The organism is Streptomyces sp. NPDC026589 (assembly GCF_040638385.1).
Classification (GTDB): Bacteria; Actinomycetota; Actinomycetes; order Streptomycetales; family Streptomycetaceae; genus Streptomyces.
Genome location: NZ_JBEZYG010000007.1, coordinates 25914 through 51916 on the forward strand (window position 1 = coordinate 25914; position 26003 = coordinate 51916).

Sequence of the window (26003 nt, forward strand, 5' to 3'; positions counted from 1 at the left end):
CCCGACGACAGCAGATGCCTCCGGATTGCTTGTGGTCACGTGTACGTTTCCGGGTCCTCTGGATGTCCGTGCTCGAACGGGCTCGCCACGGGGAAGTAGCGGCGCAGAAAGTCGATGACCGCTGTGCTGCCGCCCTGCCTGAGAGCCTCGTCGCTCCCGAGCCCGAAGAACTGAAGCTGCTGCAGGTCGCGGCGTACGAGCAACCGCTGAAGCCGCAGGCCGATGCCGGGAAGGGCCGCGTGCACGACGGCCGTCGTCTCGCCCGACGGATCGGCGAGCCCGTGGGTGTACGCGAAGTGGTGGACAAGACCGTCGTCCGGATGGCACTCGGGGAGCCTCGGATGCGTCTGCCCGTCCGGCGACACCGCTCCCACCGCCCCGCTGTTCGCGAGCCTGCCCAGAACCGAGCAGCTGTACGGCTGCGGTCCCGGCGCGAAGGACTGCGTCACGGCGCGGCCGGTCGTGGAGTACCCGAGCGCGGTCCAGGGCGCGAGCGATTCCTCGGCCGTCCACTTCGCCTGCCGCGGTCGGGTCGTGCCGTCGGGCATGAAGTAGTCGAACGGGCGGGTCGGGCGCCCGAGCAGCGCTCCGGGGCGGAACAACAGGAAGTGCTCCGCGACGTCGGGGAGCAGGTGGAAGTGGCCGTCGGCCGGGGGGTTGTGCACCACGGCGACCCTGCCATCGGCGCCCTCGAGCCACGCGGGTGCGGGCGCGTTCGCCACCACGTGGATGACGTCGGTCCAGGGGGCGTATTGGTGGAGGGAGCGCAGAGTCGCCCTCAGCAGCTCTTCGCCCCAGACGCTCTGGTGCTCCCACAGCAGCACGGCGTCCACCGGGAACGTGATCTCTTCGAGCCGGGGGATGTCGAATGCTTCGAGGGTGATCGAAGGGGGCAGGTCGCCGTCGATGTCGCTGTAGCCCGAGAGGCGGTCGAAGCTGATCTCGATGCCCGCGGCATCCCTGGAGACAACGCGCTGGACCCGGTTGGGGCGGGGGCCGATCAACCGCTCGTGCGGCAGATCGGTGTTGACCGTCCAGAACTCGATCTCGATGCCCTGGTCCTCGCCCACCCAGAGGTTCTCGGTGGGCTCGGTGCGCAACCAGACGACCCGGATGGCTTTGGCCCTGCCGTAGTTCTTCCAGGCTTTGAGGTGGCTCCCGGGGGTCATGCGGGTTTCATCGTTGACGGGTGAGGCAGACACGATGTATCCCGTGTGCTCTTCGAGCAGCGCACGCAGAACCCGGCGGACCAGCCCTTTGTCCTGCTGCTCCACGGCGATGCAGATACGCCGGTCATCGAGTGCGGGAACCGCGAACCAGGGGATCTCCGCGGCGTCGAGGGCGGAGGTCACCAGGTCGTGGTCGAGGCGGCGGGCCAGGTCGACGGTCAGTCCCTCGTGCACATGCCCGACCCGGCCGTCGGGCGTACGCGTCCGCCGCTCGGAGGCGCTCGCGAAGTCCCCCTTCCTGACCATCCTCAGGGCGCGTTGATGCAGACGCGCCTCGCGGCGGTTCAGGGTACGGACGAGGCCGCCCTTGACCTTGCGCCGGACCCGGGGCGGCACCCGGCTGCCGGCGACGGCACGCACCGGCTGGGGAACGATGCGCTTGTAGACCCGGGCCGCCGAACTCGAATCGGCCATGTCAGGAACTCCGATTCATCGCTCGTAGGGGCTGGGCACAGGAAAATAGGCGTTGAGGAACCCGTCGAGCAGCTCCTGTTGGGCCTCGATGTCCTCCGGTGTGGAGAACGCGTCGTTCAGACAGAACGAGTCCTGGCTCCGGCCGTCGAGGAGCCGCTGCAGCCGGTCCGCGAGATCGGGAACCGCCAGTTGGAGATAGGTGAACGGCATGCTCGCCGGTTGCGCACGGCCGGTCAGCGCGGCGTAGTAGAGCCCGAACGACGACGTCGTGGACAGGTCCGTCATCGCCCGGAAGCGGCTGGCAGCCGTACGGGCCCAAGCCTGGGGGAAGTCGCGTTCCGCCTCATCCATCGCGCTGCGGCGCAGTGCGTAGGGGATGTGCTCCATGGGCTGAGTGATCACCCGGCCGAAGCGTTCCCTCAGCAGCATGCGGTTGTTCTTGCAGGCCGCGTCGACCGGAGTGTCGGTGTCGACGACCGGCCCCTGGGGGATGCGGTTGCGCGAGGGGAAGTACCGCGCCTTTCCGCTCGGGGTGAAGAAGGCGTGGGGTGTCACCGGGCGGCCGATGAACATGTCGTCGTTGAAATAGAGAAAGTGCTCGGAAAGGCCCTCGATGTGATGCAGCTGACTCTCGATCGAGTGCGAGTTGAAGGTCGGCAGATCCGAGGCGTTGCGGAAGATCTCCCGGTGGCTGACCACCCGGACTCCGGGAACGTCCTCGCGCAGCCACGCCGGAACCTGGTCGTCGGTGACGATGTAGACGTTACGGATCCACGGGGCGAACATATGGAGTGATCGCACCGAGTAACGCAACTCGTCGCGGCTGATGAAACGGGCGTCGCTCGCGGACTCGGCGTGGTAGACCTCACCCTTCGCGGCGGCCTTTCGCTCCTGCCACGCCGGGTCGTTCCCGTCCACCCACGTGTAGACGGCGTCCACGGGAAAGGCGATGTCCTCCGCACAACTGACCAGGAACTCGGGCCTGGTGGGCAGCGAGGGCGCCTCGTGCTGAGAGGTGTGGTCCGAAACGAAGCGGCTGAACAACCGTGCGGCCCCGAGAACGTTCCTCCCCTCGCCCGACACCGCCCAGGTGACCCTGTTGGCCCGGGGGGCGACGAGATGCGTGCCGCGCCAGTTCCAGAACTCCACCGCGCAGCCGTACTCGTGCCCCATCACCAGATGCCTGCCCGCATCCGTGCGGTACCAGCTGACCTGCACGGCGGCTGCCGTGCGAACCCCGCGCCAGGCCTTGGGGTTCCGGGAGGAGAGAGGGCCGGCGGGCGCCACCGCCTGTGCGTCGATCACGCTCAGATGCCCCGGGTACTGGCCCATGCCCCGGAAGAGCACGCCCAGGACGGCCTCGCGGTCTCCCTCTGCGACGGCCAGGACGGTCCCGTGGTCCGAGGTACCGCGTACGGCGAAGAAGGACACCCCGACGGACCGGAGGAGGTCGGCAACGGCGGATCGGTTGGCCTCACGAGCGCCGAGGGGCGTGAGTCCCGGCTCGACGTAGACGTCGTCGGCCGTTCCACCACTCTGCTCGGCCTGCCGCTGAGGACGTTCGGGCAACGTCACGACGGGGCCCCGCGAAGGGTTCGGTATCGCGTCCGCGAAGTGCCGCACCGTCGGCTCGGGCGTGATCGTCACAACCGCCACCCCGGGCTCGGGTCGCACAGAAGCCGCCGCACGCCATCCACTCCTTGATCTGTCTGCGGTCGGTGACCAGCAGAATTCCCAGCGGATCCCCCCGTGGGCCGCCACTCTGCGCGCTCCATCTGCCACAAGTAGTCATTAATGACAATGGAAAGAACTTCAAGTTTCACAGAGCGATCACATCTTCATCACCCGTAAGCCTTATGTCAATGTCCGACTCAAAAGCGACAAACCTCTAGAAATTTTGAAATAGGCGTCAGAGCGTCCGAGGCCCCGTGGCACCGGCGGATCCAGCCCCTTGACCCTGGAGTCAGACACGTCGGGCCGCCCCCATGGCGAGGCCCTGTTCGGGGTTCTGGCGCGCGATGTACAGGGCTCCGTCGGCGCCGATCGATCCCAGCACCACCCGCCCCGCGTGATCGGTCGCCAGCGCGGGCGGCATGGCCGTTCGCTCTCCGGCGGGCGACCACCACAGGCCACCCTCCTCGCCCTCGGTGCCGCAGGCCGCGAGCATGACGTGACCGTCGAGGTCACGATGGGCCAGGACCGTGCAGTCGTAGCCGTCGAGCACCGTCCTCAGAACGGAGATCGGACCTTCGGCGGGGGTGCCGCCCAGGGGGATCACCCAGCCTCCGACACGATGGGCCACCACTCCCCCGGTGGCCGGGTCGGTCCAGTAGTACGTAACCCGGTCCGGAGCGGTCACCAGCGCTGCCACACTGCTCGGCGCCATCTGGACGGGGATGTCCTGTTCTCGCGAGAAGCCGCCGTTCGGAGACGTCTGCCGCCAGCGCATCGCGACACCAGGACCCGCCACGAGGAGATCGACGGTGCCGGACGGGCCGAGTGTGACGGCCATCCCCTCCTCGGCGCCGCGGGCGTTCATGTTGTGCCACGACTCCCACTTGCCGGCCTTGTCGTCACGGCGCAGCATCACGCCTCCGGCCCCCGTACGGACGAAGAAGTGCACCAGACCGGTCGGACCCACCACCCCGGCCGGCGCCCCCAGGCCTGAAGCCTGGTCGGAATTCTTGCGAGGGTTGCCGAGGGAGTACCAACTCGTGAGTCCACGACCGCTCTGGTACTGAATGGCGTGCACCACGTCGACGACGGGCGGCCCGTCCCCCTTCTGCACGGAACGCCTCCCGAGGAAGTGCACATACCCATCGGCACCCTGCGCGACGGAAAGGTGCGTCAGGTGCGGGATCTCGAAGAGATCCGGGCCGGACCACTCCGGCCCGCCCGGTCGCGTCTCTGTCCACCGGAGCACCCCGCCGGAATGGCGGGCGTACGCGGCGAGTCGTCCGTCCTTGCCGCGCACCAGCCACTGCCCGCTGACGGCCGCCACGACGGAGGGCCGAGTCTCTCGCCCGTGCCCCTGGGCAACCCGCCCCGGTCCACTCCCCCGCCCGGCACGCCCTGACTTGACCCGCATGATGTGAGGTCGTCCTTCCCTGAATCCCCGCCACGCACCCGTGCCGCTGTTCGCCCCTCCGGATGAGGAGCACACGACGGATGCGACGCCTTGCCATCATAGAATCTCCGTTCGATAGACATCGAACCGATACTCCGGGTTCACCTCTGCGGAAACGACGACGCCGGGCGACGGAGTCGCCGGATTCAGTCGCGATTCGAAAGTTTGTCTATACTGCTCTGCCAACCCCCACTGGGTGGACCGGCCCCACCCGAGTCCCCACTCCACGCCTCAGCCCTCACGGGCCACAGACAAGGGACTCGCGCAGGATGAGCCACGACGTCACACCCCCGGGCCCCCGCGCCTCCCGCCGGATCGAGTCCTCCGGGCGAAAGCGCAAGAAAGATCGCAAGCGCCGCCGCGGACTCAAGATCACGCTCGGTGTCCTGCTCGTCCTGCTGCTCGCCGGCGGCGGAACCGTGTACTGGCTCTACAGCCAGCTCGACGGGAACATCAAGGGCGTCGACATCAACAAGGCGCTCGGCGAGGACCGCCCGGAGAAGCTGCCCACCAGCGGGCAGAATCTGCTGGTCCTGGGCTCGGACTCGCGTGCCGGGGCGGAGAACAAGGAGCTGGGCGGCGGCGGGGGCGTCAGTGGTGCGCGCTCCGACACCGCGATGGTGGTGCACATACCCGAGGGCCGGTCGAAGGCCGTCGCCGTCTCCATCCCCCGCGACACCCTGGTGACCCGGCCCGAGTGCGTCGGGGACAACGGATCCACGGTGTCCGCCAAGGAACGCGTGATGTTCAACTCCGTCTACGCACAGGTCGGCCCGGCCTGTGTGGTGAAGACGGTGGAGAAGATGTCCGGCGTCCGCATCGACCACTACCTGGAGATCAACTTCGCCGGGTTCAAGGACCTGGTCGACGCCATCGGCGGGGTCACCGTCGACGTACCGCAGGACATCGAGGACAAGGCCTCCGGGCTGAGCCTCGCCGCGGGCCCGCAGAAGCTGAACGGCACCGAGTCCCTGGCGTACGTCCGGACCCGGCACGGCATCGGCGACGGCAGCGACCTCGGCCGCATCGGGCTCCAGCAGCAGTTCATGATGGCCCTGCTGAGCGAGGTCAAGTCGCAGGACCTGCTGGGCAGTCCGGCGAACTCGTACAAGATCGCCAAGTCGGCCACCAAGTCGCTCACCACCGACTCGGGGCTCGCCTCGCTCACCTCGCTGGCGGAGTTCGCCCGCTCGATGAACGGCGTCGACCCGGCCTCGATGGAGACGATCATGCTGCCGGTGGCGTACGACAAGATCGACAAGGCCCGGGTGGTCGCGGCCGAGCCGCAGGCGGGTCAGCTGTGGAAGGCGATCCGCGAGGACACCACGATCCCCGAGGAAGCGAAGAAGTCCCCCGCCACCGGGGGCTGACGACCCGCCGTGCCGCGCCGCCCGTGACACCCTGCCGGGATGAGCGAGGACGATGCGGTGCTGGTGATCGTGGACGCCGCCAACGTGGTCGGTTCCGTGCCCGACGGGTGGTGGCGGGACCGGCGCGGGGCGGCGACCCGGCTGCGTGACTCGCTGGTCCCGTACGCGGCGGCCGGGCTGCCGGGGCTGCCCGGCCCCGTCGAGCTGGTGCTCGTCGTGGAAGGGGCCGCCCGGGGCGTCGCCTCCGTGGCCGGGGTGCGGGTCGACTCGGCCCCCGGCAGCGGCGACGACCTGATCGCCGAGCTGGCGGCCGGGGCCGCCCCGGGCCGGGACTGTGTCGTCGTCACCGCCGACCGGGGGCTCCGGCAGCGGGTCGAGGCGTACGGGGCACGCTGCGTGGGCCCCCGTACGGTACGGCCGTCGCCGGACGCGTAGCGGTCCCCCGGGCGCCGGGCCTCCTCAGGCCGCGGCCTCGGCCCGTACCTCCTGGGGCGGCTCCCCCTGCCCGTACCCGGCCCCCGGTCCGTACCTTCTGAGGCCGCTGCCTCCGGCCCGGGGGCGCGGCCGCCCTCGCCCCGCGCGGCCCGTCCGAACCCACCGCGCCCGACCTCTCCTCGCGGCCTTCCGGCCGTGCGCCGGCGTGCGCCGAGCCCGGCACGATCCGAGCGGGACACCCTGGCCCGCCGCACCGGATTCCGATGCTGCCCGCCCCCGTGCCATGGGCCGTATACCGCCGTCGGGTCGGCGATCAGGCGTTTCCATACCACGCATCCGTACGTTCCTTCTCAGCCGGTGCAACCGACACCGTCGACAGAGGAGAAGAACATGCCTGAGAACCAGAGCCAGGAGCCGACCGAGTCCGAGGAGTTCGAGGTCGTCGCGCACAGCGAGGACGGCGAGGACGAGGCGGGCAACTGCCTCACCAACAACAGCGACATGCTGCAGTAACTGCCCGTCGAGTCCTGTGCACGGCGCGGGCCTCCGACGCTCGGACTGATCGTTCCGAGCGACGGAGGCCCGGCCGCCGTCAGGCCCGTCGGCGTCAGGCCCGCCGGCGTCACACGCCCGCCCCTGCCGGTCCGCCCGCCCGTTCAGGACCGCCACCGCCCGCCACGCCCCGAGGGAGCACCGAGTGACCCCCGCCGTCCTACCGGCACAGCTCCGGCGCCCGCACCGCGCCCCGGCGCACGCGGTGTGGGAACTCCCGGCACCGGCCGCTCCGCTTTCGCACGCGTCGTCCGGCATCCGGTCGGCGCGCCCCCGCCGGGGGGTGTCGTGAGGATCCTGCTGTGTCCGCTCAGCGACGGCGGTTACCTCTACCCGACGGTCGCGGCCGGTCGTGAACTCCGGCGGCGCGGCCATCACGTCAGCGTGCTGGGCAGGTCCGGCGCAGCCTCGGTCGCGGCCGACGCCGGCCTGCCGTTCGCGGCGGCGGAGGACTTCGGCGAACGGCGCGCGTTCTCCGTCGCGTGGTGGGGAAGCTCCGCCATGGCGCAGTACCGGGCGACCGTGCGCGCCGCCCGCGCGGACCGGGCCGACCTGCTGATCACCTCCGTGCTGTGCCACGGCACTCTGCTCGCGGCCGAAGTGCTCGGCCTTCCCGTGGTGGTGGTCGGGCTCTCGGTCCACCTGTGGGACTACCGGGCCGGCGGGGACGACGAGCCGCCGCTCGGCAGACCACGGTGGAACCGGACCCGCGAGATGCGTCAGCAGTACGCCGACGTGCGGGAGCAGGCCGGGCTGCCGGCACGTGGGTCCCGGTGGGGGGACGACCCGCTGCCGGGCGACGCCCTTCTGCTGCGCGGCGACCCGGCGCTGGAGTACCCCGGCGCTGAACTGCCCGACCGGGTCGTGCACGTGGGGCCGCTGCGCTGGGAGCCGACGCCCGGACCGGGCGAGGTCGACGCGGTCAGGGACCGGGTGGCGCGGGCCGGGAAGCCCGTGGTGTACGTGCACCTCGGGCGCGTGTTCGAGGGCGGCAGCCGGTGGCCCCACCTCAACGAGACCTTCACCGGCGGCCGGTTCCAGGCCGTGGTCGAACAGGGCCGCTCCCCGCGCCCCGAACCCGCCCCGGACGCGGACATCCTGACGGTGCGCAAGCCGTGGATGGGCCCGCTGATCGACCTGGCCGACCTGGTGCTGACCAGCGGCACCTCAGCCCCCGTACTCGCCGCCCTGCTGCGCGGCCGCCCCCTCGCCGCCTCGCCCAACGGCTCCGAGCAGCCGCTGCTCACCGGTGCCTGCATGCGCGCCGGCGTGGGCGTTCACCTGCCGAAATCCGCGCCGTCCAACTGGCCGACGCTGCTCGACTCGGCCTGGCGGGACGAGGCCCTGCGAGGCCGCGCCCGGGCCCTCGGCCGGAGGCTGGCCGCGGTGGACGGCGCAGCCCGGGCGGCCGATGTCGTCGAGCGGGTGGCCCAGCACTCCGTGATCCCGAAGGAGGACCATGACTACGCGAACGTCAGCCCCTGACACGGACGGCGGGACAGCCGCCGCCGGGGATACCGTCTCGGCCCTGGCAGCGGATACGGGGCGGTGGCTGGGGCTCCACGCGGGCCGTCTCGACTCCTCGGCCGGCCGCGCCGAACTGCCCGTAACGCCGAGGGTGAAGGCCCTCCTGCAACTCGCGCTGCTCTGCCGCTGCTGGCAGAAGGCCGCACCGGACGACATCGCCCTGGAGCCGGTGCTCTCGGTCGTGGAACACGCGTGGCGCCGACCGGACTTCCCGCGCCTGCTCGCCCATTCCCCCGACAGTGCGAGGCCGTTCGGTCTGGTATGGGCCGCGTTGGCACCGGCCGGGACCGTCACCGACGCCCGACGCGGTGTGCTCGACCGGCTGTCCGCCGACGGCTATCTGACACCACGCCGCAAGTCGCCCTACCTCCACCTGGGAACCAGGTTCTACGCCGAACTCGCGGGCCTCGGGCACGGACTGGCTTCGTACGAGGAGCTGTACGCATGCAGCGCACTGGCGCGCGCCGACGGCGTGCCGGTGGCCGAACTGGACGTCTGCCAGGTGACGGACACCGTGTTCTACCTCTCCGACTACGGCTTCCGCGACACCGGCCTGGACGCGGAGGCCCGGGAGCGGGCCTCGCGCGTGGTGGAGCGGCTCACCGACCACTGCGTGCGCGAGGACGCGTGGGAGTACGCGGCCAAGCTGCTGCTCGCCCAGCACTGCCTGGGCTCGGATCCGCTGCGAACGCCTTCGGGGACGGCGGCCCTCGGGATGCTCGCGGGGGCCCGGTCGCCGGACGGTTCGCTACCCGGCAAGAGGGCCCGGGGACGGGCCCCGGCGTCCGCCCCTCCTCAGCAGTACTTCCGGTGGGCCTATCAGCCGACGCTCGTCACGGCGCTGACGACGCTGCTGCTCGCCAACGCCCGCCGCCCCCGCCCCGTTCCGGTCACGGCATCACCCACAGCTCGGAGGACGCGATGAGCCTGCAACAGGTCCAACTCCCGGACGGAGCGCGCCTCCTCGAGGGCAAGCGCAACTGGTGGTTCCTCGGCCGGGGCGGGGTCGTCCGCCTCGGCGGCCGGCACGTCACCCCCGAAGGGGACCTGCGGCCCGGAACGGAGCTCCGGCTGCGCGAGCGCGGCATGTTCGCCGCCCCGCCGGTCCGCTCGTACGCGCTGACCGTCCTCACCAGCACCAACTGCAACCTGGGCTGCGGATACTGCTTCCAGAACACCGCCCAGGACGCCACGGACGGCAGCCGTCCGCCCAGGATCGCCCGGACCCGACTCACCTCGGAGACCATCACCTCGATCCTCGGGTTCACCGAGCGGCAGATGGCCGCGGCCGAACTGGACAGGCTGCGGATCCTCCTGTTCGGCGGAGAGCCCCTGCTCAACCCGCGCGGCTGCCTGGAGCTGCTGGAGCGGGCCGCGGGCATCGGGATGACGTCGGCCTGGATGATCTCCAACGCCACACTGCTCAGCCCGCGGCTCGCACGGCAGCTCTCCGGCCTCGGGCTCGACTCCGTCCAGGTCACCTTCGACGGCGACCGCGCCGACCATGACCGTATCCGGGTCAACAGGGCCGACAACGGCGGCACTTACGACAAGATCGTCCGCAACATCGTCGCGGCGAGCGAGGTCACGCCGATCCGGTGGACCCTGCGGGTCAACGTCTCCCAGGAGACCTTCGACGGCGTCGACGCGCTCGTCGACCGGCTCGCGGCGGAACTGGACCCCTCCCGGTGCGCCCTGTACTTCGCCCGGGTCGGCGACGTGGGCATCGGATACGCCAACGACCTGCTGCACACGGGCGAGCTCTCCGCCCACTTCACCCGGTGGCAGCGTCGGGCGCTGGAACTCGGCTTCAGGGTGAGCCGTCCGGGCGCGCGACGGCCCTGCCTCACCTGCGGCCACACCGAAGGCCGCTACGGCGCGGTGATCAGCGCGGACGGGACCCTGGCCAGCTGCTGGGAGACCGCGGGCAAACCCGACTGGGAGGTCGGCACGGTGGCCGACGGATACCGGCCCGCGGAGGCGACCCGCGACCGCTGGATCTCCTGCGAGGACCTCTACCGCTACGACGAGGACACCCGCGTCCTCATGCGGTTCCGCGACGACGTGGACGCCACCCTGCTCGACTACCTCGACGAGACGGAGCGCCTGTAGCCATGCCGTCATCTCTCGACCAGCTCTCCGCCGGCACACTCGACTGGTTGGGAGCGAACCTGGACCACTTCGACCCGTACGCGGCCGACGCGGGGACGCCGGCGCACCGGCAGGCCAAGGCCGTACTGGAACTGGCGCTGCTGTGCCACTGCTCAGCGCGGGCCGGCGGAGCCCACGACGAGCGGCTGGACGGGGCGACCGCCCTGCTGCGCAAGCTCTGGCAGCGCCCGGGGTTCCCGCGGCTCTTCGACACCCACCCCCCTTCCGCCCCCACCTACGGACTGGCCTACGCCGCGCTGGCTCCCGACGGGATCGACGACACGGTGTGCCGGGCCACGCTCGGGCGGCTCTCTCCCGGCTTCCTCGCTCCGGCCGGCAAGTCGCCGCTCAAGCGCATGGAGATCCGCTTCTACGCGGACAAGGCGGGTGCGGACCACACCATGGAGCCGTACGCCGAACTCGTCGGGCAGAGCCCGCTCGTCACCCTGGCGTCCCCGGTGCCGGGGAGCGCGGAGAAGGAGGACGTGGCGGCGGGGGACGTGGCACCGCTCACCGACTCCGAGGGGTACTCCCTCACCCACGCCGCGTTCTTCCTCGGCGACTACGGGCGGACCGCGACCGGTCTGACCGGGGACGCCCTGGCACACGCGCGGAACCTGGTCCGCAGGATGCTGGACCACTGCGTCCGGCAGGACCGGTGGGACCTGGCCGCCGAACTCGTCATCACGCAGTTCATCCTGGGTCTTGAGCCGCTGCGCACCCCTTCGGGGGCCGCGGCCGTGGAGTGTCTGGTGCGGGCCCAGCGGTCCGACGGGGCGATTCCCGGGCGGTCGGCCGCACTCATGGCGTCCGCGTCGGCGCCGGCCGGGGAATTCTTCCGGAAGGCCTATCACACGACCCTGGTGACCGCCCTCATGACACTGGTCCTCACCTCGGGGAGGCCGTCATGGCACCACGGCTGACCCTCATCAGCCCCGACTTCACACGGCTCTGGTTCGGACAGGCCGTCTCGTCCATCGGGGACATGGTCTTCAGCACCACCCTGATGCTGTGGGTGGCCACCGTGCTCGCGAAGGACGAGAGCTGGGCCCCGGCAGCGGTGAGCGGCGTCCTGGTGGCGGGTGGCACCGCCGTGCTCGTCGTCGGTCCGATCGCGGGCGTCTTCGTCGACCGCTGGGACAAACGCCGCACGATGCTCGGTACCGAAGTGCTGCGGGGCGGGCTGGTGGCCCTGCTGGCCGTCGTCTCCTTCCTGCCGGCCGACGCACTGCCGGCCGGGGTGTGGCTCACTCTCGTCTACGGCACCGTGCTGCTCCTGCACGCGGCCGCCCGGTTCTTCGCACCGGCCCGCTTCACCATCATCGCGGACCTGGTGACCGGGGACGCCGACCGCGCCAGGGCGGCCGGCATCACGCAGGCGACCAGTCAGACGGCGCTGATCGTCGGCCCGCCGCTCGCGGCGCCGCTGTTCTTCACGCTGGGCGTGCAGTGGGCCATGCTCTTCAACGCACTCTCCTACCTGGTGTCGTACGTCGCCATCGCCTCGGTCCGGGTGGCCCCCGCCGAGAAGGCACCGGTCGACGGGAGCGGCACGGGGAAGGCCGCCGGTCACCGGTCCGGCGTGCTGCGGGAGTTCGTGGCGGGCCTCCGCTTCTTCGGGCGCAGCAAGTTCCTGGTCGCGCTGCTGGTCTTCGCCGTGATCGGCCAGTTCGGGGTCGGCGCGCTGAACACGCTCAACATCTTCTTCACGACCGAGAACCTGGGCATGTCGGCCAAACTCTTCGGCTACGTCGGCATGGCCATCGGGGTGGGCGGCATCGTCGGCGCGCTGTGCGCCGGCCGGGTGGTGCAGTGGATCGGGGCGCGGCGGACGACGTGGGTCAGCCTGCTGGTGAGCGGCGCCCTGCTGGTCGCCTACTCCCGGCAGACCGGGTTCGTCGGTGGCATCGTCCTGCTCGTCCTGTTCACCATTCCCCTCACCGTGCTGAACACCGCGATGGCCCCGCTGTTGCTCTCGGCGGCGTCCGCCGAGTACCGCGGGCGGGTGATCGCCGTGTTCCAGCCGATGACCCAACTGGCGGCGATGGTCGCGGCGGCGCTGTCCGGCTGGCTCGCCGGCACCCTGTTGCGGGACTTCGACGGCTCGGTGGCGGGCCTGCGGTTCGGCCCCATCGACACGATCATCGCCGTGGCCGGGCTGTGCATCCTGCTGTCCGGCCTCTACGCCCGCGGCGCCCTGCCCGACCCCGGGACGGCCGAGGACGGCGGACCCGGCGGAGGACCGGCCGGGGAGGAAACGCCCGGTGCGCCCGCCGGACCGGCCGAGGCGCCGGCCACTCGCGCCGCCGCTGTCCGAGGCACCGCCCCACCACGACGAGGGAGCACCGAGTGACCTCCGCCGCCCGACCGGCACCGCACGAGTACCCCCGCACGGCCCGGCAGGACGTCGTGGACGAGGTGCACGGGGTGCCCGTCCCCGACCCGTACCGCTGGCTGGAGGACGCGAAGGCGGACGAGGTGATCCGCTGGGACGCCGAGCAGGAGACCCTCTACGCGGCGGAGCGGGCGTCCTGGCCCGGCCGGGAGCGCTGGGAGGCGGAGGTGGCGGCGCTCAACGCCGTCGATCGCGCGGCACCGCCCAGGGTCCGCGGCGGCAGGACCTTCTGGCTGCGGCAGGACGCGGGCCACGAGCATCCCGTGCTCATGGTGGCGGAGCCCGAGGCTGGCACGGGGGCGGAAACCGGGCGGGTGCTGCTGGACCCGCAGCTCCTCGATCCTTCCGGGCGCACCGCGCTCGACGCCTGGCAGCCGTCCCTGGAGGGCGATCTGCTGGCCTTTCAGATCTCCCGGGACGGCACCGAGGACTCGCGGCTCCAGGTGATCGACGTGGCGACCGGGAAGGTCGTCGACGGGCCGGTGGACCGGGTGCGGAGGTCGTCGGTCGCCTGGTTGCCCGGCGGCGAGGCGTTCTACTACGTCCGGCGGCTGGACCCGCGGCTGAACCCCGGCGAGGAGCAGTACCACCGCCGGGTCTGGCTGCACCGGGTCGGGACCGCGCCCGGCACGGACGCCCTGGTCTTCGGCGAGGGCCGGGACAGGACCCAGTTCTACAGTGTCTCCGGGTCCGCCGACGGCCGCTGGCTCGGGATCAGGGCCACGCTCGGCACCGGCCGCCGCACCGACCTCTACCTGGCCGACCTGACCGCGGGACCGCTGGAGCGGCCGCTGCTGGTGCCCGTCCAGGAGAACGCCCCGGCCGCCACCCATCTGCACGTGGCGCCCGGCACCGGCCCGCGGGACCCGGTGTGGCTGCGCACCGACCACGGCGCCGCTCGCGGGCACGTCGTAGCGTGTCCGCCGAACGCGCTGCACCGGGGCCCGGAGGCGTGGCGGGAGGTGGTCGCGGGACGTCCCGACGCGGTCCTCACCCACTTCGCGGTGGTCTCGGGACCCGAACTCGACCACCCGCTCGGCCTGGCCGCCTGGACCCGCCACACGGTGGCGGAAGTGACCGTGCACGATCTGACGGACGGCAGGCAGGTGGCCTCGGTGCCGCTGCCGGGCAGCGGCACCGTCGGCGGCTTCGCGTCCGGGCCGGCCGGCAGCCACGAGGCCTGGTTCACCTACACCGACTTCGTGACGCCGACGCGCGTCCTCCGCTTCGACGGGCGGACGTGCCGCGCGACGCGCTGGGAGCACGGCGCCCGGCACGCGCCCGAGGCCGAGGGGGCGATCACCCGGCAGGTCGCCTTCCCGTCCCGGGACGGGACGACGGTACGGATGTTCGTGATCTCCCCCACCGGCCGCCCGGACGTGCCGCGCCCGGCCCTGCTCACCGGATACGGCGGCTTCGGCCAGATCATGTCGCCCCGGTACCGGCCCCAGGTCCTCGCCTGGGTCAGGGCGGGCGGCGTCTTCGCCTGGGCGGGGCTGCGCGGCGGCGGCGAGGAGGGCGAGGAATGGCACCTCGCCGGCAGCGGGGCCAACAAGCAGAACACCTTCGACGACTTCGCCGCCGCCTCCGACCACCTGCTGGCGGCCGGCTGGGCCGAGGAGGGCCGGGTCGCCGTCATGGGCTCCTCCAACGGCGGGCTGCTGGTCGGCGCGGCCCTGACCCAGGAGCCCGAGAAGTACGCCGCCGCGGTGTGCCGCGTCCCGCTCCTGGACATGGTCCGCTTCGAGGCGTCGGGGCTGGGGCCCAGCTGGGTGCCCGAGTACGGCAGTGTGCGCGACCCCGCCCAGGCGCGGACGCTGCTCAGCTACTCCCCGTACCACCGCGTCACGCCCGGCGTCAGCTACCCGGCGGTGCTGCTGGCCGCCTCGGACGGTGACACCCGGACCGACCCGCTCCACGCGCGCAAGATGTGCGCCGCCCTGCAACACGCCACGTCCGGGGCAGGGCCGGTCCTGCTGCGGCTGGAACGCGGCGTCGGGCACGGCGCCCGCGCCGTCTCGCGCGTGATGGCGCTGGAGGCCGAGTGCCTGGCGTTCCTGGCCGGGCAGGTGGGGCTGCCGGCGCCGGCCGGGGCCACTCCGTGAGGACCCGGCCCGGCACAAACGTCAGTGGCCCTCCTTGGCCATGCGGCTGTGGGAGCGCCCGTACACGAAGTAGACGATCACGCCGAGGACCATCCAGGCGCCGAAGCGGACCCAGGTCTCCACCGGCAGGTTGAGCATCAGCCAGACCGACGCGGCCACCGAGGCGATCGGGAGCACCGGCACCCAAGGGGTACGGAACGCGCGGGGCAGGTTCGGCTGGGTGCGGCGCAGGACCAGAACGCCGAGGGCGACGATGACGAACGCGAAGAGCGTGCCGATGTTCACCAGGGTGGCCAGCTCCTCGATGCTCGTGAACCCGGCGATGATCGCGATCAGCACGCCGAGCAGGATCGTCGGGCGGTAGGGCGTGCGGAAGCGCGGGTGCGTCTTGGAGAAGAAGCGCGGGAGCAGGCCGTCGCGGCTCATCGCGAAGAAGACCCGGGTCTGGCCGAGCAGGAGGATCATGCAGACCGTGGTGAGACCGACCGCCGCGCCGAAGCTGATCAGCCCGGCGTAGAAGGGGTGCCCGGTCGCCTTGAAGGCGTCGGCGAGCGGGGCGCTGACGGAGAGTTCGCTGTAGTGCTGCATGCCGGTGACCACGATGGAGACCGCCACGTAGAGAACCGTGCAGATGATGAGGGAGCCGAGAATGCCGCGCGGCATGTCGCGCTGGGGCAGCTTGGTCTCCTCGGCGGCGGTGGCCACCACGTCGAAGCCGATGAAGGCGAAGAAGACGATGGAGGCGGCGGTGAAGATGCCCATCACGCCGAAGTTCGTGGGTTCGTAGCCGAACAGCAGTTGCACGAGCGGCGCGTCCCAGCCCGAGCCGGCGGGCTGCTTCTCGGCCGGCGGGATGAAGGGCTTGTAGTTCTCGGCCTTGATGAAGAAGGCTCCCGCGATGATCACCATGAGGACCACCGCGACCTTGATCGCCACCACGACCGAGGTGACCCGGGCGGACAGCTTCATGCCGACGACCAGGATGACGGTCAGGACCAGCACCAGGGCGAAGGCCAGGATGTCGAAGCCGAAACCTTCCGCCACGTCCGTGCCCGAAAGGACTTCGGGCATCGTCCAGTCGACGTTGTCCATCAGTGAGCGGACGTAGCCGGACCAGCCGACGGCGACCACAGCGGTGCCCAGCGCGAACTCCAGCACCAGGTCCCAGCCGATGATCCAGGCCACCAGTTCGCCCAGCGCGGCGTAGGCGAAGGTGTAGGCGGAGCCGGCCACCGGGACGGTGGAGGCGAACTCGGCGTAGCAGAGCGCGGCCAGCGCGCAGACGACGCCCGCCACGGCGAACGCGATGGCGGTGGCGGGGCCCGCCGTCTCCTTGGCGACCTGTCCGGTGAGGACGAAGATGCCGGTGCCGATGATGACGCCGACGCCGAAGACCGTGAGGTCCAGGGCGGAGAGGGACTTCTTGAGCGCGTGTTCCGGCTCCTCGGTGTCCAGGATCGACTGCTCGACGGACTTGGTGCGGAACATGCCGTTTCCGCGGGGTGGTGTGACCTGCGCGCTCACCTGCGATACCTCCACGCATTCGTTGTGAACGCCATGATGGGGACCCCGCCGGACGCGAACGCGCCATCTGGCCCGTTTCATGCGAATGGGCCGGGAGAACCACCCGTACAGGGGCGGTTCTCCCGGCCCATCGGCCGTACGGAGCGGTGTTCGCGGGTTCGCGCGTCAGTCGCGGGCGGGCTCCACCGCGCGGCTCTCGAAGCGGCCGTCGAGCTTGGCGACCAGGCCGGTGACCTGCCGGGCGATGTCCGGCGCGGTCAGGCCGATCTCGGCCATGACCTCGCCGCGCGAGGCGTGGTCGAGGAAGACCGGCGGGATGCCGAAGTCGCGCAGGGGTACGTCGACGCCGGCGTCGCGCAGGGCCTGGGCGACGGCGGAGCCGACGCCTCCGGCGCGGCTGTTGTCCTCGACCGTGACGACGACGCGGTGGCGCTCGGCGAGCGGGGCGAGCGCCTCGTCGACGGGCTTGACCCAGCGGGGGTCGACGACGGTGCTGGAGATGCCCTGGGCGTCCAGCAGGTCGGCGATCTCCAGGCACATCGGGGCGAGTGCGCCGACCGAGACGATCAGGACGTCCGGGCGGTCGGCCTTCGGCTCGCGCAGGACGTCCATGCCGCCGACCCTGCCGACCGCCTTGACGGCGGGGCCGACCGCGCCCTTGGAGAAGCGGACCACGGTGGGCGCGTCGTCGACGGCGACGGCCTCGCGCAGCTGGGCGCGGACCTGGTCGGCGTCGCGCGGAGCGGCGATCCGGAGCGTGGGCACGCACTGGAGGATCGACATGTCCCACATGCCGTTGTGCGAGGCGCCGTCCGTGCCGGTGATGCCGGCCCGGTCCAGGACGAAGGTCACACCGCACTTGTGCAGGGCGACGTCCATCAGGACCTGGTCGAAGGCGCGGTTGAGGAAGGTGGCGTAGACCGCGAAGACCGGGTGGAGTCCGCCGGTGGCGAGGCCGGCCGCGGAGGCCGCGCCGTGCTGCTCGGCGATGCCGACGTCGTAGATCCGGTCCGGAAAGGCGGCCTCGAACTTGCCGAGGCCGACCGGCTGGAGCATGGCCGCGGTGATCGCGACGATGTCCTCGCGCTCATGGCCGAGCTTGACCATCTCCTCGCCGAAGACGGAGGTCCAGTCGAGGCCGGAGGTGGCGATCGGCAGCCCGGTGTCCGGGTGGATCTTGCCCACCGCGTGGAAACGGTCGGCCTCGTCCTGGAGGGCGGGGGTGTAGCCGCGGCCCTTCTCGGTGAGACAGTGCACGATGACCGGGCCGCGGAAGCGCTTGGCGCGCTGGAGCGCGGATTCCAGGGCCTCGATGTCGTGGCCGTCGATCGGGCCGACGTACTTCAGGCCGAGGTCCTCGAACATGCCCTGTGGGGCGATGAAGTCCTTGAGGCCCTTCTTGGCGCCGTGCAGGGTCTCGTACAGCGGGCGGCCGACGACCGGGGTGCGCTCCAGGATGTCCTTGCCGCGGGCCAGGAACCGTTCGTAGCCGTCGGTCGTACGGAGGGTGGCGAGGTGGTTGGCCAGTCCGCCGATGGTCGGGGCGTAGGAGCGCTCGTTGTCGTTGACGACGATGACGAGGGGGCGGTCCTTGGCGGCGGCGATGTTGTTCAGCGCCTCCCAGGCCATACCGCCGGTGAGCGCGCCGTCGCCGATGACCGCGACGACGTGGTCGTCCTTCTTCAGGACCTCGTTGGCCTTGGCGAGGCCGTCGGCCCAGCCGAGGACCCCGGAGGCGTGGCTGTTCTCGATGACGTCGTGGTCGGACTCGGCACGGGAGGGGTAGCCGGAGAGGCCGCCCTTGCTCTTGAGCCGGGAGAAGTCCTGGCGGCCGGTGAGCAGCTTGTGCACGTAGCTCTGGTGGCCGGTGTCCCAGAGCACCCTGTCCCGTGGTGATTCGAAGACCCGGTGCAGGGCGATGGTGAGCTCGACGACGCCGAGGTTGGGGCCGAGGTGTCCGCCGGTCTTGGACACCGCGTCCACGAGGAAGGTGCGGATCTCCTCCGCGAGCTGGTCCAGCTCACCGAGGCTGAGCCGGTCCAGGTCGCGCGGTCCCTTGATGCGGGTCAGCAGATCCACCCGTGCCTCCTTGCGTTTGAGCTGATCGAGCGTGCCGATCCGATGAGTCTAATGTTCCGCTCGCGGCGGCGGGCATCGGGCGGCCCTGTTCGAACACGGAATGCCGGACACGCGCGGGTGCCCGGCGCCCCTGGGGGCACCGGGCACCTGCGCGGTTGTGCGGTCAGGCGCGGCCCGCGGTCTTCTGGGTCCTCCGGGTGACGGAGTCGATGACGACCGTGGCGAGAAGCACGGCTCCCGTGACCATGTACTGGATCGGGGTGGCGATGCCCTCCAGCGACAGGCCGTACTGGATGGAGACGATCACCATGACGCCGAGCAGCGCGTTCCAGGTGCGTCCCCGGCCGCCGAAGAGGCTGGTGCCGCCGATGACGGCCGCCGCGATGACGTTCATCAGGAGGTCGCCGGTGCCGGATCCCTGGTTGGCCGCCGCGATCTTGGAGGCCCAGAACAGGCCGCCGATCGCCGCGAAGGTCCCCGCGATGGAGAAGACGGAGATCCGGATCGCGGTGACGTTGATGCCGGCGCGCCGGGAGGCCTCGACGCTGCCGCCGAGCGCGAAGATCTTCCGCCCGTAGGCCGTGCGGCGGAGCAGGAAGTCCGTGCCGACCAGGACGATCAGGAAGAGGACCAGGGCGAGCGGCAGGCCGCGGTACTGGTTGAACATGTACGCGGCGGCGAAGCCGAACACGCCGATGACCGCGGTGCGCACGAGGATGTCGGCGAGCGGGCGGGCCGGGATGCCGGCCGCCTCGCGGCGGCGGGTGTCCAGGAAGGCCGCGGCGAAGTAACCGACGACCGCGATGGCGGCGAGCCCGTAGGCGGCGGCGACGTCGGTGAAGTAGTACGTGGTCAGCTTGCCGACCACCCCGTCGCCGTCCAGGTTGATCGTGCCGGAGTCGCCGAGCAGCTGGAGCATGAAGCCGAGCCAGAACAGCAGGCCCGCCAGGGTGACGGCGAAGGCGGGCGCCCCGACCCGGGCGAAGAAGAAGCCGTGGATCGCGCCCATCACCGCGCCGCTGACGATGGCGACGAGGATCGCCAGCCACTCGTTCATGCCCTGGGTGACGCTGAGCACCGCGACGAGGGCGCCGGAGACACCGGAGACGGAGCCGACCGAGAGGTCGATCTCGCCGAGCAGCAGGACGAAGATGATGCCCACGGCCATCATGCCGGTGGCGACCATCGTGGTGGCGATGTCGCTGATGTTCTTCGCGGAGAGGAACTCGGAGTTCATGCTCTGGAAGACGATGGCGATAATCGCGAGGCCGACGATCACCGGGATCGAGCCCAGGTCGCCGCCGCTGATCTTGCGCTTGAACTCGGTGACGTAGCCGCCGAGGCCCTGCTCGCGGATGAGCAGGCGGGGGTCGATCACCGTGGCGGCGCCCTCGGCCGCGTCCGGGTTGCCGACCGGCGGCGCGTCGGCCGGGGTTCCGGCCTTGTCCAGCGAGGTGGCGGACTTGTCGGTGGTCACTTGGAAACCTCCGCGTTGCGCGCCGCACGTCGGGTCACGGCGTTTTCCGTGGCGCCGGTGATGGCGGAGATGATCTCTTCCTGGGAGGTGGTCTTCACATCGAAGACACCGTTGTTCCGGCCCAGCCGGAGCACGGCGACCTTGTCGGCGACGGCCTTCACATCGGCCATGTTGTGGCTGATGAGGATGACCGCGTGGCCGCGTTCGCGCAGTCGCTCGACGAGGTCGAGGACCTGGGCGGTCTGCTCGACGCCGAGGGCGGCGGTCGGCTCGTCGAGGATGACGAGCCGGGGCTCGCCGAGCATCGACCGGGCGATGGCCACGGTCTGGCGCTGACCGCCGGAGAGCGAGGCGATCGGGATGCGGACGCTCGGGATGCGGATGGAGAGCGTGGACAGCAGCTCGCGGGAGCGGCGCTCCATCTCCACCTCGTCCAGGATGCCGAACCTGCGCAGCTCCCGGCCGAGGTAGAGGTTGCCGACGACATCGATGTTGTCGCACAGCGCGAGGTCTTGGTAGACGGTCGCGACGCCGAGGTTCTGGGCGTCGTGCGGCTTGTCGATCCGCACGGTCCTGCCCTCCCACTCGATGACCCCGTCATCGATGGGGTGCACTCCGGCGATCGTCTTGACCAGCGTTGATTTACCGGCGCCGTTGTCGCCCACCAGGGCGACCACCTCACCGGCGTGGACCTCAAGCTCTACATCGGTGAGTACCTGGACGGCACCGAAGCGCTTGGAGACCCCTCGCAACGCCAACACGGGCGTAGCGGACACATGAACCATCTCCTTCGCCGCCTGACCGGCGGGGATGCCGCGCCCGGGGGAAGGCGCGGCGGTGTCGAGCACAGAGACAAAAGCGGGGTGAAGCGTTCCGTCCGACGCCCCGCCCGGTAGCGGGACGGTTGGTGTGCGGGGCGCCGGACAGGCTTCGTGGCGCGCGTGCGGGCCGGGGCGCGGCGGGCACGTGCGCGGGCGGTGGGGCCGCCGGCGCCCGCGCGGGATCGCGGCGGGCGTAGCGGCGGGCGGGGCCCGGCGGCTCGGGGGCGGGCCGGGTCCCGGGTGGCTACTTGAGACCGATCGTGTCGCAGGCGGCCTTGTACTTGGCCGAGCAGATCTCGTCCAGCGTCCAGATGCCGTCCTTGATGACGGTGTCCTTGATGTTGTCCTTGGTCAGCGAGACGACCGGGACGAGGACCGTCGGGATGCCCTTCTGGCTGGCGTTGTCGACCTTGGAGGTGGCGATGGAGTCGAGCTTCTCGCCCTTGGCGAGGGCGACGGCCATCTCCGCGGCGACGATGCCCTCGGCGGGGTAGGACTTGTAGACGCTCATGAACTGCTCACCGGAGACGATGCGCTGCACGCCCGCCAGCTCGGCGTCCTGGCCGGTGACCGGCGGGAGCGGCGAGAGACCGGCGCCCTTGAGGGCGGTGATGATGCCGCCCGCCATGCCGTCGTTGGCGGAGTAGACGCCGTCGATCTTGTCCTTGCCCAGCGCGGTGATCGCCGCTTCCATGTTGGCGTTGGCGTTCTCCGGCTTCCACTCCTTGGTGTCGTACTCCTTGCCGTACTTCACCTTGCCGTCGAGGACCGACTTGGCGCCCTTCTTGAAGAGGGCGGCGTTCGGGTCGGTGATCGCGCCGTTCATCATCACGATCGTGCCGCCGTCGGCCTTGTCGCCCAGGGCCTCCAGCAGGGCGGTGCCCTGCGCGCGGCCGACCTCCTCGTTGTCGAAGGAGGTGTAGGCGTCGATGGGGCCCTCGGCGAGGCGGTCGAAGGCGACGACCGGGATGCCCGCGTCCTTGGCCTTCTTGACGCTGTTCTCGATCGCCTTGGCGTCCACCGCGCCGATGATGAGCGCGTCGACCTTGTTGGTGATCATCGTGTCGATCTGCTGCGACTGGGTGGTCGCGTCCTGCTTGGCGTTGTTGTAGGTGACCTCGGCCTTGCCGCCGGTCAACTCGCTGATCTTCTTCTCGATGATCGGCCGGTCGAACTTCTCGTAACGGGCCGTCTGGTTCTCGGGAAGGAGCAGACCTATCTTCAGGTCGTCGCCCTTCTTCTCCGAGCCCTGTTCGGCCTTGTCACCGGACTCCTTGGCGCTCCCGCAAGCGGCCAGCGAGACCGCCATCGTGGTGGCGGCAACGGCAACGGCGGCACGACGCATACGCGTGTTCATTCTCGAACCTCCCTGACGAGGCCGCGACGTTGCGGCCGAGGTGGCTGGAAGTCAACTCGGCCCCAGCGTCAGCGTCAAGGAGTAAATCCTTAACGAGATGACAACGGTGCCATTCGTTATCTAAGTGAAGGCAGGAGTCGCTGCGGGGAGGGTGCCCTCCAAAAGGGTTGAATCCCCCATCTCGCTGAGCACCAGGGCGAGTGCGCCCAGGACTTCGGCGCGCCCTCCGAGCGCGCCGGGCAGTACCGAGAGCTGCCGGGCGGCGCTGGGGATCGCGTAACGCGACACGGAGTCCCGTATGGGCCCCAGCACCAGCTCCCCGGCCTCCGCCAGCGAGCCGCCGAGCACGACACGGCTGGGGTTGAGCAGATTGCACAGGTTGGCCACGCCGCTGCCTATGTGGCGGCCCACGTCGCCGATCACCCGTCGGCACCCCGGATCGCCCTCCCGGGCGAGCTGGACCACCCGTTCCATCGTGAGCCCGGGGCCGTGGCTGGGCTGGAGCAGCGGCAGGACGTAGCGGGCGGCCGTGAAGGTCTCCAGGCAGCCGCGGTTGCCGCAGCGGCACACCGGGCCCGACTCGTCGAGCGTGATGTGCCCGATCTCGCCGGCCGTGCCGCCGGGGCCCCGGTAGATGGTCCCGTCGATCACCAGACCGGCGCCGACGCCGCTGGCCACCTTGATGTACGCCAGGTCCTTGACGCCCCGCCCGCTCCCCCAGACCAGCTCGCCCAGCGCCCCGAGATTGGCGTCGTTGTCGACGTACACGGGCACGCCGAGGCGGCCGGAGAGCTCCTGGCTGGGGTTGATGCCCGTCCAGCCCGGCAGGATCGAGGTGGAGCCCAGGGTGCCGGACTCGACGTCGATGGGGCCCGGCACGCCGAGACCGATGCCGATCACCTTGTCCGGGGCGATCCCCGTGGCCGCGATCAGCCGCTTGACCAGCACTTCCGCCCGGTCGAAGCCCTCGGCGGACGAGGCGTCCACATCCAGCGGCTCGGACTCCTCGGCGAGCACCTGGTGGGCGAGGTTGCCGACGGCGACGCGCAGATGCGTATGGCCGAAGTCGACGCCGATGACGATGCCGGCGTCACCGCTGAGGGAGACGCTGCGGGCCCGCCGGCCGCCCGCCGAGGTGGGGGTGACCTCGACCGTTCCGCCGTCCTTCAGCTCCCGGACGATATTGGAGACGGTGGCCGCGGAGAGCCCGGTGCTCCGGGCGATCTCCGCCTGGGTGAGCGATCCTGCCATCCGTACGGCGCGTACGACCCGCTCCAGATTGGCCCTGTGCAGCGATGTCTGCGACCCGGGAGTCTCCATCGACTCATCCACTCCTGCCCTTGGCGGGCGGTCCTGAAGACCGCCCCGGCCGGGGCCGCAGCGATGAGACCCCGGCTTCCTCCAACATGTGAACTCCAAGCTGACCGTTTGGGGGTGCCTCCCGTCAAGACCTGAGCACGCGCACACCCACAACGGCCCGGTGCCCCGGCGGAGGGATTCCGCCGGGGCACCGGGCCGTACGCGCGTCGCGGGCTACTTCAGGGCGCCCGCCGTCAGGCCGGAGACGACCTGGCGCTGGAAGATGATGTACGCCGCCAGCACGGGCAGCATCGCGATCACCAGGCCGGCGAAGAGGCCGGAGTAGTCGCCCTTGTAGCCCTGGCTGGAGGCCAGCTCCACCAGGCCCTGGGCCAGTACCCGCTTCTCCGGGTCGGTGTTCAGCACCGTGGGCAGCATGTACTGGTTCCACTGCCCCAGGAAGTTGAAGATGCCGACGCTGATCAGGCCGGGCTTGGCCATCGGCAGCATGACCTGGAAGAACGTGCGGGTGTGCGAGGCCCCGTCGATGATCGACGCTTCCGCCACCGAGGTCGGCAGCGTACGGAAGAACGAGGTCAGGAAGAACACGGTGAACGGCAGCGAGTACGCGATGTACACGAGGATCAGGCCGTGGATCGTGTTCAGCAGCCCCATGTTGTCCATGACGTAGAACAGCGGGACAAGCGCCAGCATGATCGGGAAGCTCATGCCGCCGACGAACAAGAAGTAGATGAACCGGTTGCCCGGGAACTCGAAGCGGGCGAGCACATAGGCGGCCATGGACCCGAGGACCAGGGTGCCGGTGAGCGACCCGCCCACCACCAGGATGGTGTTCAGGAAGTACTCGCTCATGTGGGCCTGGCTCCAGGCCCGGCCCCAGGCGTCGAAGTTCAGCGAACTGGGAAGCGACCAAGGGGTGTTGAAGATGTCCGAGTCACTCTTGAACGAGGACATCACCGCCCAGAACAGCGGCAGGACGACCATGATCGCCCACAGGATCAGCATCCCGTGCGAGAAGACGTTGAGGACCTGGCCCTCGCTCTTCTTCACGGGGGCCGGCGAGCCCTTGCCCACCGGCCCGCTGCGCTGGGCCGGAACCTTCGCCGCTTCGGCGTCGGAGGGGGACCCGGAGGGCCCGGGAGGAGGGGTGTCAGTGGTCTTCATCAGAACTCCAGCCGCTCGCGCCGGCCCACCCGCATGACGATGGCGGCGAACGCCAGCGTCACGAGGAGCAGGGCGACACCGATCGTGGTCGCGTAGCCCGCCTGTCCGTCACGGAACGCCGACTGGTACACGTACAGCGGCAGGACGGTGGTCGAGTAGTCGGGCCCGCCGGGACCGACGCTCATGATGTGGACGATCGCGAAGCCCTCGGCCCCGAGCGCCAGGATGCCCATGTAGACCCAGCCGGACTGGACCGTGTCCCACAGCAGGGGCAGCGTGATCCGAAAGAAGGTCGTGAAGCGGCTTGCCCCGTCCAGCAGGGCGGCTTCGTAGAAGTCCTTGGGGATGGAGGCCATGCCCGCGGAGAACAGCACCACGAAGAAGCCGGTCGTGCACCAGACGAGGACCGCCATGATGACCCAGAGGGCCAGCTGCGGATCGCCCAGCCAGTTCGGCACGTCGTCGAAGCCGACGGCCTTGAGCGTGCCGTTGATCATGCCCTGGGCCGGGTCGAAGGCGAACTGGAACAGGATGGCCACGATCGCGATCGAGAGCACCTGCGGGAAGAAGTACGCGATCTTGTAGAAGCCCGAGCCCCGTACGCCGGCGATGGCGGCGCCCTTGCGGCGCCGCCCGCCCACGTTGAGCATGAAGGCGAAGAAGAGCGCGAGCCCCAGCGTCACCAGCGGCAGCAGCACGGCCAGCAGCACGCTGTGCTGCAGCGATTTCCAGAAGATGTCGTCATCGAGCATCTTGGTGTAGTTGTCGAACCCGACCATCTTGAAGTCGGGGCTCAACCCCGTCCAGTCCGTGAACGAGTAGTAGATGGACTGGATGAAGGGCCAGATGACGAAGATGACGTACAACGCCATCGGGACCACCAAGAACCCGATTATGAACCGGTATTTACCGTGTTGCATCGTTACCGACTCCGACCTTCCCGTGCTGCCCGCCGC

Annotated in this window: 20 protein-coding genes; 9 read left to right on the forward strand and 11 right to left on the reverse strand. The window is 70.5% G+C overall.

All coding sequences use genetic code 11. The annotated features are described in order from the left end of the window. Positions 1-35: 35 nt before the first annotated feature. The 3 genes from AB0F29_RS13805 to AB0F29_RS13815 all read right to left on the reverse strand — a co-directional run bounded on the left by AB0F29_RS13805 (position 36) and on the right by AB0F29_RS13815 (position 4644). A complete protein-coding gene (locus AB0F29_RS13805) occupies positions 36-1643 on the reverse strand; it encodes a sugar phosphotransferase (RefSeq protein ID WP_361871214.1) in 1608 nt (535 codons plus the stop codon). Positions 1644-1658: 15 nt separating this feature from the next. After that, complete coding sequence (locus AB0F29_RS13810) at positions 1659-3290, reverse strand: stealth family protein (RefSeq protein WP_361871216.1); 1632 nt, start codon at positions 3288-3290, stop codon at positions 1659-1661. Positions 3291-3606: 316 nt separating this feature from the next. Continuing rightward, complete coding sequence (locus AB0F29_RS13815) at positions 3607-4644, reverse strand: hypothetical protein (protein WP_361871219.1); 1038 nt, start codon at positions 4642-4644, stop codon at positions 3607-3609. Between the two features lie 395 nt (positions 4645-5039). Here AB0F29_RS13815 and AB0F29_RS13820 point away from each other — a divergent pair, with 395 nt between their 5' ends. The 9 genes from AB0F29_RS13820 (at position 5040) to AB0F29_RS13860 (ending at position 15305) form a co-directional block, all read left to right on the forward strand. Next, positions 5040-6140, forward strand: a complete 1101-nt coding sequence (locus tag AB0F29_RS13820) for an LCP family protein (protein ID WP_361871221.1) — start codon at positions 5040-5042, stop codon at positions 6138-6140. 39 nt (positions 6141-6179) lie between these two features. After that, positions 6180-6575, forward strand: a complete 396-nt coding sequence (locus AB0F29_RS13825; RefSeq protein ID WP_361871223.1) for an NTP pyrophosphohydrolase — start codon at positions 6180-6182, stop codon at positions 6573-6575. A gap of 390 nt (positions 6576-6965) precedes the next feature. Beyond that, a complete protein-coding gene (locus AB0F29_RS13830; RefSeq protein WP_003965535.1) occupies positions 6966-7088 on the forward strand; it encodes a hypothetical protein in 123 nt (40 codons plus the stop codon). 327 nt (positions 7089-7415) lie between these two features. Further along, positions 7416-8612: a glycosyltransferase gene (locus AB0F29_RS13835; RefSeq protein WP_361871225.1), complete on the forward strand. Its 1197-nt coding sequence runs from the start codon at positions 7416-7418 to the stop codon at positions 8610-8612. Beyond that, entirely contained in the window at positions 8587-9579 is a 993-nt protein-coding gene (locus AB0F29_RS13840; RefSeq protein ID WP_361871228.1) for a hypothetical protein, read from the forward strand. The genes AB0F29_RS13835 and AB0F29_RS13840 overlap by 26 nt, the downstream gene beginning before the upstream one ends. Further along, positions 9576-10766, forward strand: a complete 1191-nt coding sequence (locus tag AB0F29_RS13845) for a radical SAM protein (RefSeq protein ID WP_361871230.1) — start codon at positions 9576-9578, stop codon at positions 10764-10766. Before AB0F29_RS13840 ends, AB0F29_RS13845 begins: the two co-directional genes overlap by 4 nt. A 2-nt stretch (positions 10767-10768) precedes the next feature. Continuing rightward, a complete protein-coding gene (locus tag AB0F29_RS13850; protein ID WP_361871233.1) occupies positions 10769-11728 on the forward strand; it encodes a hypothetical protein in 960 nt (319 codons plus the stop codon). Beyond that, entirely contained in the window at positions 11713-13158 is a 1446-nt protein-coding gene (locus AB0F29_RS13855) for an MFS transporter (RefSeq protein WP_361871236.1), read from the forward strand. Before AB0F29_RS13850 ends, AB0F29_RS13855 begins: the two co-directional genes overlap by 16 nt. Next, positions 13155-15305 (forward strand): prolyl oligopeptidase family serine peptidase, encoded by a 2151-nt coding sequence (locus AB0F29_RS13860; RefSeq protein WP_361871238.1) that lies wholly within the window; start codon positions 13155-13157, stop codon positions 15303-15305. The genes AB0F29_RS13855 and AB0F29_RS13860 overlap by 4 nt, the downstream gene beginning before the upstream one ends. A 21-nt stretch (positions 15306-15326) precedes the next feature. Here the strand turns inward: AB0F29_RS13860 and AB0F29_RS13865 are convergent, their stop codons facing one another. The 8 genes from AB0F29_RS13865 to AB0F29_RS13900 form a co-directional block, all read right to left on the reverse strand. Beyond that, positions 15327-16793, reverse strand: a complete 1467-nt coding sequence (locus AB0F29_RS13865; RefSeq protein ID WP_361871240.1) for an amino acid permease — start codon at positions 16791-16793, stop codon at positions 15327-15329. Between the two features lie 201 nt (positions 16794-16994). After that, positions 16995-18908, reverse strand: a complete 1914-nt coding sequence (gene dxs / locus AB0F29_RS13870) for a 1-deoxy-D-xylulose-5-phosphate synthase (protein ID WP_361871243.1) — start codon at positions 18906-18908, stop codon at positions 16995-16997. A gap of 163 nt (positions 18909-19071) precedes the next feature. Beyond that, a complete protein-coding gene (locus AB0F29_RS13875) occupies positions 19072-20385 on the reverse strand; it encodes a sugar ABC transporter permease (protein ID WP_361871245.1) in 1314 nt (437 codons plus the stop codon). Further along, a complete protein-coding gene (locus AB0F29_RS13880) occupies positions 20382-21170 on the reverse strand; it encodes an ATP-binding cassette domain-containing protein (RefSeq protein WP_361871247.1) in 789 nt (262 codons plus the stop codon). Before AB0F29_RS13880 ends, AB0F29_RS13875 begins: the two co-directional genes overlap by 4 nt. A gap of 280 nt (positions 21171-21450) precedes the next feature. Next, complete coding sequence (locus AB0F29_RS13885; protein WP_361871250.1) at positions 21451-22563, reverse strand: sugar ABC transporter substrate-binding protein; 1113 nt, start codon at positions 22561-22563, stop codon at positions 21451-21453. Between the two features lie 120 nt (positions 22564-22683). After that, the gene (locus tag AB0F29_RS13890; protein WP_361871253.1) at positions 22684-23883 is read right to left on the reverse strand and encodes an ROK family transcriptional regulator; all 1200 of its coding nucleotides are present in this window, start codon (positions 23881-23883) and stop codon (positions 22684-22686) included. A gap of 213 nt (positions 23884-24096) precedes the next feature. Beyond that, positions 24097-25047, reverse strand: coding sequence for a carbohydrate ABC transporter permease (locus tag AB0F29_RS13895; protein ID WP_361871255.1), 951 nt, complete (start codon positions 25045-25047; stop codon positions 24097-24099). Next, entirely contained in the window at positions 25047-25967 is a 921-nt protein-coding gene (locus AB0F29_RS13900; protein ID WP_361871258.1) for a sugar ABC transporter permease, read from the reverse strand. Before AB0F29_RS13900 ends, AB0F29_RS13895 begins: the two co-directional genes overlap by 1 nt. Positions 25968-26003 lie beyond the last annotated feature (36 nt).

What these genes read in the sequence shown, in the direction of transcription:
- AB0F29_RS13805 (WP_361871214.1), bottom strand. Translation starts at nt 1,643, where the DNA reads ATGGCCGATTCGAGTTCGGCGGCCCGGGTCTACAAGCGCATCGTTCCC.
- AB0F29_RS13820 (WP_361871221.1), top strand. Translation starts at nt 5,040, where the DNA reads ATGAGCCACGACGTCACACCCCCGGGCCCCCGCGCCTCCCGCCGGATC.
- AB0F29_RS13825 (WP_361871223.1), top strand. Translation starts at nt 6,180, where the DNA reads ATGAGCGAGGACGATGCGGTGCTGGTGATCGTGGACGCCGCCAACGTG.
- AB0F29_RS13830 (WP_003965535.1), top strand. Translation starts at nt 6,966, where the DNA reads ATGCCTGAGAACCAGAGCCAGGAGCCGACCGAGTCCGAGGAGTTCGAG.
- AB0F29_RS13840 (WP_361871228.1), top strand. Translation starts at nt 8,587, where the DNA reads ATGACTACGCGAACGTCAGCCCCTGACACGGACGGCGGGACAGCCGCC.
- AB0F29_RS13845 (WP_361871230.1), top strand. Translation starts at nt 9,576, where the DNA reads ATGAGCCTGCAACAGGTCCAACTCCCGGACGGAGCGCGCCTCCTCGAG.
- AB0F29_RS13850 (WP_361871233.1), top strand. Translation starts at nt 10,769, where the DNA reads ATGCCGTCATCTCTCGACCAGCTCTCCGCCGGCACACTCGACTGGTTG.
- AB0F29_RS13855 (WP_361871236.1), top strand. Translation starts at nt 11,713, where the DNA reads ATGGCACCACGGCTGACCCTCATCAGCCCCGACTTCACACGGCTCTGG.
- AB0F29_RS13865 (WP_361871240.1), bottom strand. Translation starts at nt 16,793, where the DNA reads ATGTTCCGCACCAAGTCCGTCGAGCAGTCGATCCTGGACACCGAGGAG.
- AB0F29_RS13880 (WP_361871247.1), bottom strand. Translation starts at nt 21,170, where the DNA reads ATGGTTCATGTGTCCGCTACGCCCGTGTTGGCGTTGCGAGGGGTCTCC.
- AB0F29_RS13885 (WP_361871250.1), bottom strand. Translation starts at nt 22,563, where the DNA reads ATGAACACGCGTATGCGTCGTGCCGCCGTTGCCGTTGCCGCCACCACG.
- AB0F29_RS13890 (WP_361871253.1), bottom strand. Translation starts at nt 23,883, where the DNA reads ATGGAGACTCCCGGGTCGCAGACATCGCTGCACAGGGCCAATCTGGAG.
- AB0F29_RS13895 (WP_361871255.1), bottom strand. Translation starts at nt 25,047, where the DNA reads ATGAAGACCACTGACACCCCTCCTCCCGGGCCCTCCGGGTCCCCCTCC.
- AB0F29_RS13900 (WP_361871258.1), bottom strand. Translation starts at nt 25,967, where the DNA reads ATGCAACACGGTAAATACCGGTTCATAATCGGGTTCTTGGTGGTCCCG.